Genomic DNA, 16,451 nt, shown 5'->3' on the forward strand with positions numbered 1-16,451 from the left:
CGCAACACCCCTACCAACAAGCCGCTCTCAGCATTTATGACCCTGAGAAGCAAAAGTTGGTCGAGCGTTAGCTGAAACGTAGCCGTCAATCATCACTTTGGTGTCGGCGTGCGGCAGGCGGCGGCCTTGACCGGACGGCCAGCGGCCCCCAGGTCGAGCGGCGAACGCAGCCACACCAGGTTCTTCGCCTTCGGTGCGATGAGCGGATCAACGCAGTCCAGCGACACGTTGGCCGGGATGCGGCCGGTGCGGAAGACGTCGATGATACCGCCGGTCTGGAAGAGCGCGGCACCCGCCTTGGAGGGACTCGCCCTGCACGTCGTCGATGCGGCCGGCGACCACGACGTCGGCTTTACCCAGAGCAATCTTGCTGCATAACCCAGATAAAGATCCAGCCCACTCTCGACTAGGTCGAGGTGGGCTGAACGATTAAACGAAGCTCATCACGGCGCACGACACCCCGCCAGACGGACGAACAAATGAGCAGGCAGCGAATGCGGTTGAATGGACGGTGTCAAGTTTTTCGTGGCTGGGTGAATTTCTTCGCATCATCAATCGCATGCAGAAATCGCGTACATCGTGTAGGCTCACACGCAGCACTAACAGCCCGAAAGAAGAACGAGAAAGCATAAAGGAGGCGAACCGCGATGATGACCTATAACAATCAGCCGCTAGGACGCTTCTTTAAGCAACTCTTCTAACAGGCTGACTTGACCATTTCCCGGGAAAGCGGCCCTGCTTATCCCGGACGTTGGTGCCAGCCGCGCGACCCGCGCGCAAACTTATAAGTCAGCCGCCCAAGCAGGCCCTTTCTCACGAACTGCGTTACGCAAACGCAGAGAAAGGCTCTTTTATGCGCCTGCACAACTTCGCCTCCATTGTTGAAGACAAGACGGTGGCGCAGGCACAACTCGTCGCTGACCTGCCCTTCGTCTACCCACACGTGGCGCTCATGCCTGATGCCCACTTCGGCAAGGGCTCCTCGGTCGGCACCGTTTTCGGCACGCTGCGTGCCGTCATCCCGGCGGCCGTCGGCGTGGACATCGGCTGCGGCATGATTGCCGTGCGGACCCACCTTACGCACGCGGATATCCAGGACTTCGCTCTCGAGGACCTGCGCACCGCGGTCGAAGACTCCATTCCACTCTCGCCCGGAAACTACAACGGTTGGATCATGGACCCGCGCACCGAGGCCCGCACGCGCGAGCTCGCGCAGCTGGCCCAGGACACCGGCGTGGACCTTAGTCATTCGAAGCACTGGCGCCAGCAGCTAGGCAGTTTGGGCGGCGGCAACCACTTCATCGAGCTGTGTCTCGACGAAGAAGATCGCGTCTGGCTGTTCCTGCACTCCGGCTCGCGCGGCGTGGGTAACAAGATTGCACAGAAGCACATCAAAGCTGCGCAGCGCCACTGCGAGAAGCACTGGATCCAGCTCGCGGACAAGGACCTGGCCTACCTCGTCGAGGGCACGGAAGAGTTCGACTCCTACATTGCGGATCTCCACTGGGCACAGCACTTTGCGCTGCTCAATCGCGATGAGATGATGGACCGCTTCCTCGACTGCGTCGCCACCTGGTCCGGCGCGGATCGCGAGAACCTCGAGCTCGAGCGCATCAACTGCCACCACAACTACACCCAGCGCGAGAACCACTACGGTAAGAACGTGTGGCTCACGCGCAAGGGCGCCATCAAGGCGGATGAGGGCGACCGCGGTCTCATCCCCGGCTCGATGGGCACCGCCAGCTACGTCGTGGAAGGCAAGGGCTACGCGCCGGGCCTTAAGTCTGCGCCGCACGGCGCCGGCCGCGTCATGTCGCGCACCCAGGCCAAGGCCCGCTTCACCGAGGAGGACCTTGCCGCACGCATGGAAGGCATCGTCTATCGTCCCGGCGCCGAGTTCGTCGATGAGATTCCGGACGCCTACAAGGACATCGACCGCGTGATGGCCGATGCCACCCAGCTCGTTGAGGTCAAGCACACCCTGCGCCAGATCCTCAACGTTAAGGGCACCTAATCTGCGCCATTAAGGGACCGTCACTTTGAGTGACTGTCCCTTTTGCGCTTTCCGATGCCTTTCCTGCAGCGTCGCACCAGCACGACGCTTTGCCTTATGTAAGGAAACGAAGCGCGTGACTACTAATGATTACTGCTTATTTATCGCGAAGGGCTGGAACCGCTCGGCCGGTCGGAGGTGAAAGCCGAGTATTAAACTGCGTCGAGGCGAGTTGGCGTTCAGCATCGTTGACCAACATGAAAACATCGTCAGCGAAGTAACCGAGAAGCCCGCCCACACCGATGACTTTCTTACGCAGAATGCCAGCGTCGGTGAGTGAATCGAGAGCATCTCGGGCCGTGCTTGTCGATGAAATCCCCAGCTCGGACTTCACGATGGGCACCGTGACCAAAGGCATGGCAGGTAGCTTCTTGAGCAGTTGGAACTCCGTCGAATTCGATTTCAATGCGCGCTTGCTTCCTTGCGCAGTGCGGTGGTGATTGACCTTGTCCATCCATTCTGCTTCTAGGGCGGCGACGCTATCCGCAAGTTCAGCTGCTTTGGTGGTGGCGACTTGTGCAGCCTTGACGAAGAAAGAGATCCATGCCAGCACGTCACCCTCGCGGAATTTCGTGAGTCCGTCGACGTAACGGTCACCGAGCGTTGCCAGAACCATACTGACGGGGAGAACCGTAGCATCGGTGAGCCCTCTGCGCTGCAAAAGCGCGTGAATCTTGGCTCGCCCCACGCGTCCATTCCCATCCGGGAATGGGTGGATGGTCTCGAACTGTGCATGAACCAGCGCTGCCTGAACGAGCGCGGCGTGGTCTGCCCCGTTGAAGTATTCAATGAGATCGTCGAGGAGTCCTGGGACTTGTACAGGAGGCGGGGGACAAAAGCCGCATCGATGGGGTGATAGTCAGACCCGCCAATCCAGTTTTGAGTAGTTCGTACTCCTTGCAAAGGCTTTTCTGCAACGAGCGCTGTCTGCATTGCAACAATGTCATCCAGGACCAGCTCGTCTTTGTAAGCTAAGTCTGCATTGATGGTGTCGAGGATGGCGACATTGCGGGCGACAGCTGTTGCGGATTCTTTGAAACCCCGAATTTCGGAATCTGATTCACGCGCGAGGATCGCCATGGCCACTTTGTCGGAGTTGGGAGCGATTCCCTCGATCCGGGAGGAAGCGACGGCCTCAGAACGGAGCAGGAGTCGCACAACTCCTTCAAGGGAGTGGGTATTGTCTCTCATCCCAAGATTGTGAATCTCCCGCTCGATGCGAACGATACGTCGCGAGAGCTCGGACGGAAGCTTCAACGACATGCTTGCGAGGGGATCGGGAACGAAAGCGTGATACTTACCTCCTTGTTTGGCGCGTCGAGAAAGACCACTGCCATCAGCGGGGATTCATTCCAATTCGCCTGTCTTTGCCACAGCTGACTCCTGTCATGCGCTTGGGGCATTGGAGATAAGACTTATCCCGGTAGATCGATATCCTAGTTTACCGGGATAGCTGTTATCCCGGTGGACTGCGAGCGCAATGCGCCAGATAACTCTTATCGTGAGCCACTGCTTTGCAGACGTGCGGTTGAAGGTGTCTCAGGTTGGGATCGACGGGCGCACCTACAATCCACATGAGTGGTTCGTCGCGCCGCTTCCCTTTTCCGGAAGCGGGCCTGAGCTCTATCTACTACTGGCTGGTCTGGCCAGCCAGTTAGCTAACGACTACACACTCGGGAATTCACCGTTGCTGCCCAGGCGCGCATCGGCGTCGAGGAGCATGGAGATTTCCGCGGCCTTGTCGGCGTCGACGAGGCCGTAGCCGTCAATCATCACCTTGGCGTCGGCGTGCGGCAGGCGGCGGCCGTCGATGACCTCGAAGAGCGGCGCGCGGCCCAACATGCCGGCCTCGAAGCGGGCGTGACCGGCGGCTAGGCGCTGCTCGGCACGCTCGCGCCAAGCAGCTGCAGCGTCAGTGCCGCGCTGCTTGGCGACGGCCTTCTCAAACACGCCCGGGTGCGCGTACACGATGAGCGCGCCGACGTGTCCGAAGCCCAGCGAGGTCAGCGCCGCGGCCTTCACGCTGCGGCCCGCGGCTGCCAGATCCAGCGGCGAACGCAGCCACACCAGGTTCTTCGCCTTCGGTGCGATGAGGGGATCGACACAGTCCAGCGAGACGTTGGCGGGGATGCGCCCGGTACGGAAGACATCGATGAGCCCGCCGGTCTGGAAGAGCGCGGCGCCGGCTTTGGAGTGGCCGGTGAGCGTCTTTTGCGAGATGACGAACATCGGCTGATCCGCGTCGCGCCCGATAGCTGGCCACAAGATGGAGTGCAGCTCGGACTCGTTCGGGTCGTTGGCGTTGGTGGAGGTGTCGTGCTTGGACAGCACCGTGACGTCGTTCGGGCTAAGGCCCAGCCCGCGCAGCGAGCGTGCGAGACGAGAGTTCTCTCGACCACGACCGGCGCCCAGAGCGCCGAGGCCCGGAGCCGGAATGGAGGTGTGGGCGCCGTCGCCGTAGGAAGCGGCGTGGGCGACCACGGCGAGCACCGGCAGGCCGAGCTCGGCCGCCAGCGAACCGCGCACGAGCAGAACCGTGCCGCCGCCTTCGCCTTCGAGAAAGCCGCCGCGGCGGCGGTCGTTGGCGCGGGAGATGAAGCGCTCGTCGATGCCCTGCGCGGTCATGGCGGAGGTCTGCGCCGTGGCGTTCATATCGCCAAAGCCCTGCAGTGACTCGACCTGAACGTCATCGATGCCGCCGGCGACCACGACGTCAGCTTTACCCAGCGTAATCTTGTCGACGCCCTCCTCGATGGACACCGCGGCCGTGGCGCAGGCGCCGATGGGGTGGATCATCGAGCCGTATCCGCCGACCAAGGACTGCATGGTGTGCGCTGCAATGACGTTGGGTAGGGCTTCCTGCAGGATGTCGGAGGGGCGGTCCTCGCCCAAGAAGCGGGAGACGAAGACCTTGTGCAGGGACTCCATGCCGCCGATGCCGGTTCCCTGCGTGGTGGCGACCTGGCCTGGGTGGACGGCCTGCAGGAGCTCGGCGGGGCTAAAGCCTGCCTGGGTAAAAGCATCGACGGCGGTGACCAGGTTCCACACGGCCATGCGGTCGAGGGAGTCCAGCATGTGGTCCGGGATGCCCCAGCGGGCGGCGTCGAAGTTGTCCGGCATCTGCGCGGCCACGGTGCGGGTCAGCGTGGCCTTGCGCGGCACCTTTGCGGTGGCGCCCTTGTGGCGGGTGACCTCCCACTCGCCGTCAGCCTCGCGGATGCTGGTGAACTCTGGGTCGGCTTCGGCGATGTCGCGGGCGAGTGCTTCCGAGCTGACGCTGAAGGTGATGTCGCGGTCCAAGAACACCGTGGTCAGGTCGATGGAGCCGCGGTCAACCAGGTGGTACTTATCGGTGAGCTCGCGGACGCCGGCGCGGGCCACGACCTCGTCGCGGAAGCGCTCGTAGATGTCCTCTTCTGCAATCTGTTCGTCAGTCTCGCCGACGAACCAGCCCGGCGTGGGCTCCTCGTGCCATGCGATGAGGCCGGTCATCCACGCGAGTTCGATGACACCGGCGGCGGTCAGCTCGCAGGAGCCGTCGCGCTGCAGGCCATACTCGGCCTCGAAGCGGGTGCGGCCGGAACCCCAGGAGCTCACCTCGCCGATACCGGCGATGACCACCATGTCGTCGAGGTCGGTGGTGATGTCGCCAAGTTCCTCAGCCAGCTGCGGCTGCACCGGGCGTGCCGGGGAAGGCAGTGCCTTGATGCGGGCGGTGGTGTTCTTGACGGCACTCTCTGCAGCGGACTGCGCAGCAGGCTTCTCGACCTCTAGGGAGGTCAGCGAGAAGCCTTCGAGACCGCCGGTGAGGTCTGCCTCGATCGGGCGTTCGGTGGCGCGGGCGCGGGACTCGGCGGAAGCTAGGTCTAGCAGCTCAGAGGAGATTTCCTCCGGCGACCAGACGTGGATGCCGGCCTTCTGCGCGGCTGGAACGAGGACGTCGTTGCCGCCCATGAGGTGAGTGCCTGCAACCCAGCCGATCTTGGCTTGCGCAAGGGTGACGCTGGCAGGCCAACCAGCCTCGACGTTCCACTTGGCCAGGATGGCGTCGAGCGCGGCCTTGACTTCGCCATAAGCGCCGTCGCCGCCGAAGGTGCCGCGGTTGGGCGAGCCCGGCAGGACTACGTGGCACCGGGTGGGGCTCGGGGCCTTGACCGCGAGGTCAGAGAGGCCGCCGATGAGGCGCTCGACCGACCACAGCAGCAGGCGAGCCTGGGACTCCGTGGAGGAGCCGGCGTCTGCAAGCGAGCCGGAAACAGACGGTGCCGCGAATGGGAATGCCAAGGTTGGGGTGAGCGCTGGCTTGAGAATCTTCACCTCGTTGCCCACGGATTCGCGCTGCTCGGAACCGATCCACTCCACCAGGGAGTCCACGTCGCGGAAGCTGGTGAGGTTGGCCGGAACCAACCACAGGGCAGATCCCTGGCGGCCGTGCTCGGCGTAGAGGCGGCGGGCGAATTCCTTACGGGATTGGGTCACTCGCGATGCCGTCATGATGACGGTTGCGCCGCCTGCGAGGAGGCGCTCGACCACGGCGGTGGCAATGGAGCCCGGTGCGGCGCCGGTGACGAGGGCGACGTCGTCGGCGTAAGCGCCGCGTTCGGTGGACTCGGCGGCTGCGGCTATCTGCTCGAAGTGGGCAGAGTCGACAGCGGTGTTCCCCGAGCGTGCCCACCAACGGGCCTGTTCAGCCACGGTGGCGCCGGCGCCCTGGAAGACGGCAGGCTGCGCGAGCTCGTCGTCGGCTACGATCTCACCGAGTGCTACGCGGGCGAGGCGCTCGCGGGCGGTGGCCCAGGCGTCGTCGAAAAGCACGGCGTGTGCCGCGTCGAAAGAAGGGGTGACGGACTTGAGCCAGCCGGAACCGAGCTCGGCCTCGACGGCCTCGATGACCTCGGTGTCTGGGGCGGTGGCCTCGGCAGGCTCGGCGACGTGGCCGAGCTGGGTGAGGACCTGGCGGGCCACGGTGGCGAGCACGCCGTTCTCACCGGTCACGGTCTCGGCGTAGGCCTCGAGAGCGGCGGAATCCACGACCCCGCCGGAGGCTCCACCTGCGGCAGCGCCCTTGGAGACACTGGCGCCGTGCGCATTGGCGACGCCCTGGACGGCGGCGTCGATAAGCTCGTGCGCCGCGGACTTGCTGGTGGCGCTGGACGCAACCGTGTTCAGGCTGCCGCCGCGGACGGAATCCTCGTCGCGGGAGCCGAGCAGGATTTCGGCCTCGACGTGGGCGACCCAAGACTCAGGCAGGCCCCAAGTGCCGGTGACATACTCGGCCACCGCGGCGGGCTTGAGGCCCGCAGCGCCGAGCAGCTGGCGCAGGCGTGCGGTGACGGCTTCGCCAAGGACGCTGCCGAAAGGCGCGTAGCCAGGGGCGGCGGCGTTGACCTTTTCGCGCAGCGAGGCGACGTCCGCGTCTGCCGCGCCGTCGATTGCAGGCACGCCGATCTCAGCGGACATGTCCATCAGGAGCTGGTTGCGGCGCGAGGAAACGCCGTTGGTGAGCTCCTCGATGGTGTCGGAGTCGTTGATCTGGTCTATGCGGATCTTGTTCTGGAACGCAAAGAGCACCATGATGGCCTCGGCCGCGCGGAAGGTGAGCTCGGGGGCGGCACCTGCGGAAGGCGCAGCCGGGGCAGGACCTGCGGGAGCGAACTCGGCCGGGGCTGGCGCGGATTCAGTGGCTGGGGTGGCTGGGGCGGCTGGGGCCGATGCGGCCTCGACAGTCGGTTCCTCTGTCTCTGGGGCGGTCTCGGGCTCTGGTGCTGCCTGGACGTCCTGGAGTATGACCTGGTCTTGGTCGCGCTCGACGTTGAATACGGGCAGGTCGCGGCCTGCCACGGCCAGGGAGCGCTTGGCCAAGTTGGTCAGGGTTGGGGAGGCGGCAAGGCCGACCTCGATTAATTGATCGACCTCGTCGAAGAGCAGTTCCTGGGTCTCAATCCAGCGCACCGGGGAGGCGAACTGCCAGGACAGCAGCTCGATGAGGAGCAGGCGGGCGAGTGCCTGCGGCTCAAGCGAGGAGGCGTCGAGGCCGTCGAGCTTGCCAGAAGGAGCCATCGGGGCCACGGTGTCGACGAATTCTTGGGTCAGCTCGAACGGTACTGCTACGAGGTTTGGCACGTAGCGGCCGACCAGCGCGTCGAGGTCGAGCTCAGCCGGAAGGAGCTCGTCGAGCTTCTCCGCAAACGCGGCCACGCCATCGCGCAGCACGCGGGAGTGGAACGGGACGTCGATGCCCGGAACCATCACGGCTGCGCGTTCCTTGACAGCGTTGGCGCGGCGGACCAGCTCGCGCAGGCCGGCCTTGGTGCCAGCCACGGAGTACTGCTGACCGCGGATGTTGTAGTTGACGATTTCTAGGAACTCGCCGGTTTCTTCCGCAATGGAGGCGACGTAGGCGTCCACCTCATCGCCGCTCACGCCGATCATGTTCGGACGCAGCGCGGCCATGGCGTACTCGGAATTCCCCTCCGCGTCGCGTGGAACGAGGCTGCCCATCGCGGAGCCGCGGGAGTAGACGATGTCGATGACCGCTTCGAGGTCAAAGATGTTAGCCAGCGAGGCCAGCGCTGTGTACTCGCCCAGCGAGTGGCCAGCGTACATCGAGTTGGAGCCGATGGCGTTGTTCTCACGCAAGCGCTCGGTCTGTGCGTACGCCACGACTGCCAGGGCGACCTGGGTGAATTGGGTCAGGTGCAAAACACCCTGTGGGTGCACGAAGGTCTGCTCGCCGACGCGCAGGGACGTGGGACTCTCGTCGATGATGTGACGGATGCTAAAGCTCAGTGCTTCGCGGGTGTGCTGGTCGGCGCGGCGCCAGACCTCGCGTGCGGCTGGGGAAGCGTCGCGGTCGCCCTTGCCCATGCCCTCGGTCTGGATGCCCTGACCCGGGTAGATGTAGGCGGTGCGCGGCTGCGCAAGCAGTGCCTGCCCGCGGGAGACTACTTCGCCGTCGATGCGGCAGGTGACTTCGAGCGCGGCGTGGATGCCCTTGCGGCCGACGCGCTCGACGACAATGTCAATCACATCGTTCAACTGCACCATTCCGTACATGGAATAGGTCCAGCCCACCACCTGGCCGTGGCGGGCCTCGAGGTGCTGCGCGGTGGCAGAAAGCCACATGCCATGGACCAGCGGAGCCTCGAGAGCCACGAGCTGGGCGGCGTTATAAGAAGTGTGGATGGGGTTGTAATCGCCCGAGACCAGCGCGAATGGGGTCATATCCTGCGGGGCAGTGACTACCGCGCGGTCGATAAAGGAGCGCGGGGTGGAGGTGACCTTTGTCGAGGATTTGCCGCCGCCCCACTCCGGAGCCGGCGTAGGTGCCGCGGTGCCGCTCGCGCGCCCACGGATGGCAAAGCGCTGTACTTGCATAGCGACGATTTCGCCCGCTTTTTCCGGGACGTCGGGGCCGTTGCGTAGTTCGAGCTCCACGGTCACGATTCGCCCAGAGGCGGATTCCTCGATGGAGGTGCACTGAGAGGTGACGTCGATGCGGCGGCCGTCGGCCAGCTGGGCGAGCGGAACACGCAGGTCCACGAGGTGATCTAGGTGCACGGCGTTGAGCAGACCCTCGATGACTGGGTAGCCATCGGGCAGCAGGCCAGAGCCTAGCGCGGTGTAGATGGCCGGCCAGCAGGGGCCGACCAGCACATCGGGAGTGCCCACCGGCAGGGCCGTCTCAGCCACGGGCAGGCCCGCGCCGGTGACAGCGGTGTGCGCCTCCAAAAGAGAGGCAGGCAGGTGGAAGGAGTAGTGCGCGCGGCCGAAAGGCGCCTCCGCGTCGATGCTGTCTTCTTCGATGCGTGGCATCTCGTCGATGACGTCGCCTTGCTCGGCCACCGAGCCCACGCCGGCGAGGCCGCGCAGGAGCGCGTAGACGGCATCGGGCAGGCGCTCGTGGGAGACCACCGGCGAGCCGCCCGTGGACACATCGGCCGGCAAGTCCACAGGCACGGTGACCTCACGGACGTAGAAGGGGCGCTGGTTATCCGGCAGGTTATCCCAGTAGGAGTCGGCGTGAATAACAATTTCCCATTGGCCGGTCTCATCCTGGCGTAGCTCAAAAGCGGAGGCATCCATGTGGAAGGCCGGGTTATCCATCAAGTGGCCATGCCAGACCAGGGTGGGGGAAGCCTTGATGAATTCCGCGGCGTCAGCAACCGCGTGCAAGCGGGAGAAGAGGCGTTGTGGCTCTTCGCCTGTATCGCACAACTGTTGGGTGGTGGCGGCCTCGAAGCGCGCGAGCAGCTCCGCCACGGGCTCATCCTTGCGCGTGATTCCGGCAACCGACACGGGGCCCGGGATGATGCGCACTTGGTCGGCGGTGTAGCGCGGGTCCTGCGCCTGCCACAGCGTGTCTTTGCCAAACCACGTCTTGAGATCGCCGTCGATGGCAGGCACCCACGGCATGGGTTTTACATGTTTGTAGTGCAGCGAGATCCACCAGGCGGCGTCCCGTGGGGACACGCTTGTCGACGCCGCCTCCGGGTAGGTTTCCAGCAAAAGCTTTAAAGCGGCAGGGGCATCGTGGACGTCATCGATGCTTGGGAAAAGGGTGTCGATCTCGCCGTGATCCGCCGGGTTGAGGCGCGCCTCCACGCGGTGGAGAAGGTCGAAAAAGCGGTCATCCCAGGTGGGATCGACGAAGGGGTGGGCCAGCTCGACGAAGCGCTCCAGCCACTGGGCGTAGGTCATCTTCTCGACGTCGCCGAAGTAAGGCTTCGAGGTTTTGTTAAGGGCGGCGATGATTTCTGCGCGGTGGGCCGCGTAGTCCTCGGTGGACAGGGAAGTGATAAGGCGCGAGGCCGCGGCGAAGGAGTTGTCGAGGTCGTGGATATCGGCCAACAGGTGGGATTGGGAGGAGGCCACGCCATTGGTGCCGGTGCCGCGGCCGACCCAGCCGCCGTTGTCTTCTGGCGAAATGCCGGTGGTGTCTACCAGCAGCTCCTTGACCGAATCGGTGGCCTTGGCCTCTTTGGTGGCCATGGCGACGGTGCCGATGAAGACGGCGTCGACAGGCAGGCGCAGCTGACCGTAGCGCAGTGCCCACTTGCCAGTGAGATAGTCGGCGGCGCGCTGTGGAGTAGAGATGCCACCGCCCACTGCGAGCACTACGTTGTTGTGCTCACGGATTGCGGCGTAGGTCTCGAGCAGCATGTCATCGAGGTTGACCCAGGAGTGGTGGCCGCCGGCGTGGCCGTCCTCGACCTGCATGATGATCTGGTCATCCGGGTAGGCGGCAGCGATCTTGAGGACGTCGCGAGTCTGCTGGGCGGTGCCGGGCTTGAAGGAGATATAGGGGAAGCCATCGCTGTGGAGCTGGTTCAGTAGCGAGCCTGCTTCCTCGACTTCTGGGATGCCGGCAGAAATGCACACGCCGTTGAATGAGGCGCCAGCCGCACGCGCCTTGGGCACGATGCGGGTTTGACCGAATTGCAGGTTCCACAGGTAACGGTCGAAGAACATGGTGTTGAACTGTGCCGTGCGGCCTGGGTTCAAGTGTTCTTCCATCACTTTAAGATGGGTGCGGAAGACCTCGTCGGAGTACATTCCGCCGCCGGCCATCTCGGTCCAGTGGCCGGCGTTTGCGGCGGCGGCCACGATCTCGCCGTCGGCGGTCGTTGGCGTCATGCCGCCCAGCATGATGGGCGAGAGACCCGTGAGATCGGAGAATCGGGTTTGGGTATAGAAACGGCCATCGGGAAGCTCCACCAGGCGGGGCGCGAAGTCGCGGTAATCAAGCGGCTCGGGCAGCTCCGTGCCCGGTGTGGCAAGGGCGTCGCGTTGCTCGGGCGTAGCAATCTCTACGATGACGCTGCCGCTGCCGGTGACCAGCGGCTCACTCAGGCGCGTTAGGGAAGCGTCGAGGCTGAGCAAAAACTCCGAGCCTTGTGCTTGCTTTTCAGCGATGTTTGCCTGGATAAGGCTCGGCCAATCGTGTTCTTCGACGAGAATTTCGCGCGCCAGGCCGTGGTCTGTGATTCCGCAGGCAGCTGCCCATTCTTCGGTGAGCTCGGCGGCGGCGTGAAGGCTGGGATGGTGGAAGGGAAGGGCCACTGGAAGCTCGGTGGCGTGGAGCTCGAGCTCGTCGCCGCCTACGGTCCGCTCTGTGAGAGTGGCGTTGTATTCATCCACTGCGCCTTCCAAGGCGGTGCGCGTGGCTGCGAGGTAGTCCGGGGAACCGGATAACGCGAAGGCCCGGCGGCCGTTGACCACGGCTATGACGGCATCGCCTTGGAGGCGTTCCTCCACGAACTCGCGCGTGAGTCCGCGCAGCGCCAGCATGTGCGAGCGGGCGTCGACGCTGCCGTGGCTTGCCGACGCCGCCGTTCCCATCACTAGTGCCAAGCTCAGCGCCTCCTGCGGGTCGTGCAGCGCCAGCACTCCGAGGGAGCCTTGGGAGTGGCCGAGTGCTCTTTCCGGACGCAGGCCCAGCTGCGCGAGATGCTCCACTGCGGCGATCTGCCCGAGCACGATTCCCGGGATGGAATAGGCGGGGAAGACGTCTGCGTCCTGGACGTTGTCCTCGCCGTCTATAAGTTCCTGCAGGCGGCCGAAGACGCCGGGGCAGGTTGACGCGATTTGGCGCGCGACTGGGGCGGTGGTGGTGCGGGCGGATTCGAGGAGCTCGACCAGGCGGGTGCGAACCTGTGGCTGCGCGGCGGCCTGTGCGAGTGCCTTCTGCCAGGCAGAACCCTGGCCGGCGAAGAGGATGGTGGCGCCAGTTAGGCGGTGAAGTGGTGTCAGGGATGACAAATGCATCGGGTTATTACCTCGGAGTTTTTTGGTTGGAAGAAAAAAGAGGAGAGGAAGTAAAACCGCGTTAAAGAATAGTTAGCTATAACAAAATAAACGCGATGACGACACGGTATCTTACGCAGGCGTAAGTTTGCAGCCTTATTCGCTCAAAATGTGAGGTTTTACTCAACTTTGGGGGTGGCTGGAAGAATTACAGAAAACGCTCGGCCACAGCGCGGCGGCGGAGTTTGCCCAGGCCATCGCGGCCTAGGTCTGGAACCACGATGAACTCGCGCGGGACCTTATAGCGGGCGAGCTGGCCACGGCACCACTCGCGGAGTTCTTCCTGCGTGGGCTGCGCGGCATCCGCGGGCGCGCCGGGTTGGGCGCTGGCGAGCACGATGCAGGCTACGACGTCTTCGGAGCCGTCGGGGCGAGGGCGGCCGATAACGGCGGCGTCGGCAAGCGTAGGGTGAGAAAGCAGCACCTCTTCGACCTCGCCGGGGTAGACGTTGAAACCGCCGGTGATGATGGTCTCTTTGAGGCGGGCGCGCAGGGTGATAAAGCCATCGGCGTCCTGAGTGGCGAGGTCGCCCGTGCGCAGCCATCCGTCCTGGAAAGCGGTGCGGGTGGCCTCCGGATTGTGGAGGTAGCCGGAAAAGACCTGTGGCCCGCGCACGAGTAGCTCCCCGGTGTCGGGGTCGATGCGTACCTGCGTATCCGGCATGGGGATGCCAATGCAGCCGGCGCGGCGGTGTTCGTTCAAAGGATTGCAGGTCACAACGGGCGCGGCCTCGGTAAGCCCATAGCCTTCCACGAGGAAGCCGTGGGCTTGAGTCTCCCACTGGCCGATGGTTGCAGAGGGCAGCGTCGCGGCGCCGGAGATGGCTTGGGCGATCTTCGGAAGCTCCGGTGCGGCGTCCACAATGCGCTGATAAACCGTAGGGACCGCGGGCAGCCAGGTGGGAGGGGCTGCCGCAATTGCCGCAAGGATAAGCTCTAGGCGCGGGGCAGGCACGAGGCTAATCGACGCCCCCGTGACCACACCTACCGTCAGCGACATGGTCAGGCCATAGGAGTGGAACAGCGGCAAAACCGCCATCGCTTGTGGGTGCTCCTCCGGTAGGCACCAGTGGGCCATTTGCAGTGCGTTGGCGGCGAGGTTGCCATGAGAGAGCATGGCGCCCTTGGGGGTGCCCGTGGTGCCGGAGGTGTAGAGGATGAGTGCGAGATCGTCTTTGTTTACTTCGGCCCGTGGCGTTTGCTTCTTACCCTCGGCGAGGAAATCTTCCCAGTCTGCGTCGGCGTCGATGACGTGCTCAAGCTGCGGCAACTCGCGGAAGATGCCTACCGCCGGCCCCTGTGCGATGGCTACGCGGGCGCCATGGTGGGCCACCATCGGGGTCAGTTCATGCGTGGTGAACTGGGGATTGTGCTCCACCACGGCAGCGCCCAAGCGCAGTGCCGCATAAAAGGCAATGACGTGGGCGGGGCGGTTAGCAAGCGCCAAGGCCACGAAGTCGCCGCGCTGCACGCCGCGGGCGCTCAGTGCGCTGGCGGCCCGGTTGATCTCGGCGTCGAGCTGCGCATAAGAAAGTTCTTCGCCCATATAACGCAGCGCCACCCGCTCGGGGTGCGCGGCGATGGTCTCAGCCAGTTGGCTAAGGAGCGTGGCGTTGCCGTAGTCCAACGAGGTGGGCGTCCATTCGCCGTAGAAGCGGTGCCAGGGCTGAGAAGAAGAAAACTGCATCGCTTTTAAGCTTAGCCCTGGCTGCTATGGCGGGCCTAAACCGCTAGCTGTGGTTTCCGGACTTTAGGCGCTGCAGCAGATCCGCCTGCACTTCGCGGCGGCGAATCTTGCCTAGCTGGTCTGCGGCAAGGTGCTCGAAGTGGTAGAAGGTGCGCGGCACCTTGTAACGGGTCAGGTTTTGGCGCGCGAAGTCCTTCATGCCTTCTGGGTCGAGGGCGGCGCCGTCACGCAGGATGACACAGGCGACGACGTCCTCGGAGCCGTCTGCACGCGGGCGGCCCACCACGGCGACATCGACGACGTCGGGGTGCATGCCGATGACCTTTTCGACTTCACCAGGGTAGACGTTGAAGCCGCCGGTGATGATCATCTCCTTGATGCGGGAGACGATCTTGATGAAGCCATCGGACTCCATGACCGCCATATCGCCGGTGCAGAACCAGCCATCGTGGAAGGCCTTTTCAGTGGCTTCTGGGTTCTTGAAGTAGCCCTTGAACACCTGCGGGCCGCGCGCGAGCAGCTCGCCGGGCTCGCCGTCTGGCATGGTCTCGTCAAGGTTGTCCGGGTTAGCGATACGGATTTCGGTATCGGGGAAGGGGATGCCGATGTAGCCGGGGCGTCGTGAATTGTTCATCGGATTGCCGGTAAGGACCGGGGAAGTCTCGGTGAGGCCGTAGCCTTCAACCAATAGGCCGCCGCTCAAAGACTCCCACTTCTCAACGGTCTCCGGCGGCAGCGCGGCGGCGCCCGATAGCGAGTTGTGTACGCCGGTGATGTCGACGTTGTTGGCTTCTGCAGCTTCGATGATCTTGGAATACAAGGTGGGCACGCCAGGCAGCCAGGTAGGCCGGTGCTTTTTCATGATGTCCATGATGAGCGGGATCTTTGGTGCCGGGGTGAGTACGAGCTCGCCGCCGACGTAGACGCCGAGTGCTGCGAGGAGTGTGAGGCCGTAGATGTGGAACATTGGCAGAGCGGCCAGCATGCGCTCGGGTTTATTGCCAAACTCGGGCACCCAGGCCACACCTTGTTTCACGTTGGCGCAGATATTCGCGTGGGTGATTTCCGCGCCCTTCGGTGTACCCGTGGTGCCGGAGGTGTACAGGATGATGGCGGTGTCTTCGGGGTGAATTTCGGCGTCGGCAAGCTTGGTGCCATCGCCGCCGATTGCGGTGCCGGTCAGGGTGCTCCACGGCACGGTGTTGGGCGCTGGGGCGGTGAGCTGCTCGCGCTGCTCCGTGATGGGTGGGATAGGAATGCGCAGGAGCAGCTGCTTGCTGCGCGGCATGGCCTCGGTCATGTTGACGGAGATGATCGTCTCAAGCGGGGTGGTTTCGCGCAGCTGCTCGAAGGTGGCGGTCATCTTGTCCCAGACAATGGCCACGCGGGCGGCGTGATCCTGGAAAAGGCCCTCGAGCTCGTGGGCGGTGTAGAGCGGATTGTGCTCGACGACGATTGCGCCCAACTTGAGCACCGCATAAAAGGCCGCGATGTGCTGTGGGCAGTTAGGAAGCGCCATGGCCACGCGATCGCCGGGGCGGATGCCAAAGGCCTTAAGCCCGGCCGCTGCGGCGCGAACCTGGATATCTAGCTCGTGGTAGCTTTGTTGGCGTCCAAAGAACCAGGTAGCCGGCCAAGTTCCGTGCTTGGCAAGGTTCTCGTTGTAGATATCAAGCAGGGTCTGTTCGCCGTAGTCGAGGTGGTGGTTGGTCCACTCGGCGTAGCTGGCAAGCCAGGCTTTGGACTCGTATGCAGATGGCTGGGTATCCGACATGACGTCACTCCTTAGGGGTGGCAAACAGTTTTGTTTCGGACAGTATAACCATTTTGTGAACTAAACACTTCTGTCTGCCAAACTTTTCCGTCATGCTCTTCCGGTGGGGCCGGGAAGCGGAGCCGGAAACA

The 16,451-nt window shown here is 63.8% G+C and carries 5 protein-coding genes and 2 pseudogenes; 1 reads left to right on the plus strand and 6 read right to left on the minus strand.

What is annotated here, in order from left to right; translation table 11 throughout:
- Nucleotides 1–116 precede the first annotated feature (116 nt).
- A pseudogene (locus HMPREF3158_RS12765) lies at nt 117–302 on the minus strand (hypothetical protein); the annotation flags it as partial.
- 551 nt (nt 303–853) lie between these two features.
- On the opposite strand from HMPREF3158_RS12765, the gene HMPREF3158_RS06020 reads away from it, so the two are divergent.
- Entirely contained in the window at nt 854–2,014 is a 1,161-nt protein-coding gene (locus tag HMPREF3158_RS06020; protein WP_061920324.1) for an RtcB family protein, read from the plus strand.
- A gap of 136 nt (nt 2,015–2,150) precedes the next feature.
- On the opposite strand, the gene HMPREF3158_RS13145 is transcribed toward HMPREF3158_RS06020, so the two are convergent.
- The 5 genes and pseudogenes from HMPREF3158_RS13145 to HMPREF3158_RS06040 form a co-directional block, all read right to left on the minus strand.
- Nucleotides 2,151–2,741 (minus strand): Fic family protein, encoded by a 591-nt coding sequence (locus HMPREF3158_RS13145; protein ID WP_246816189.1) that lies wholly within the window; start codon nt 2,739–2,741, stop codon nt 2,151–2,153.
- Nucleotides 2,742–2,771: 30 nt separating this feature from the next.
- Nucleotides 2,772–2,843 (minus strand): annotated as a pseudogene (locus tag HMPREF3158_RS13150) (fic family protein); the annotation flags it as partial.
- Between the two features lie 875 nt (nt 2,844–3,718).
- Nucleotides 3,719–12,820, minus strand: coding sequence for a type I polyketide synthase (locus HMPREF3158_RS06030; RefSeq protein WP_070497741.1), 9,102 nt, complete (start codon nt 12,818–12,820; stop codon nt 3,719–3,721).
- Nucleotides 12,821–13,007: 187 nt separating this feature from the next.
- The gene (locus HMPREF3158_RS06035; protein WP_070497743.1) at nt 13,008–14,546 is read right to left on the minus strand and encodes an AMP-binding protein; all 1,539 of its coding nucleotides are present in this window, start codon (nt 14,544–14,546) and stop codon (nt 13,008–13,010) included.
- 43 nt (nt 14,547–14,589) lie between these two features.
- A complete protein-coding gene (locus tag HMPREF3158_RS06040; protein WP_061920329.1) occupies nt 14,590–16,320 on the minus strand; it encodes a long-chain-fatty-acid--CoA ligase in 1,731 nt (576 codons plus the stop codon).
- Between the last annotated feature and the right edge of the window lie 131 nt (nt 16,321–16,451).

The organism is Corynebacterium sp. HMSC06G04, assembly GCF_001807365.1.
GTDB classification, from domain to species: Bacteria; Actinomycetota; Actinomycetes; order Mycobacteriales; family Mycobacteriaceae; genus Corynebacterium; species Corynebacterium simulans.

Bases quoted from the DNA above. Each gene is read 5' to 3' on its own strand.
- HMPREF3158_RS06035 (WP_070497743.1), bottom strand. From the start codon at position 14,546: ATGCAGTTTTCTTCTTCTCAGCCCTGGCACCGCTTCTACGGCGAATGG.
- HMPREF3158_RS06040 (WP_061920329.1), bottom strand. From the start codon at position 16,320: ATGTCGGATACCCAGCCATCTGCATACGAGTCCAAAGCCTGGCTTGCC.
- HMPREF3158_RS06030 (WP_070497741.1), bottom strand. From the start codon at position 12,820: ATGCATTTGTCATCCCTGACACCACTTCACCGCCTAACTGGCGCCACC.
- HMPREF3158_RS06020 (WP_061920324.1), top strand. From the start codon at position 854: ATGCGCCTGCACAACTTCGCCTCCATTGTTGAAGACAAGACGGTGGCG.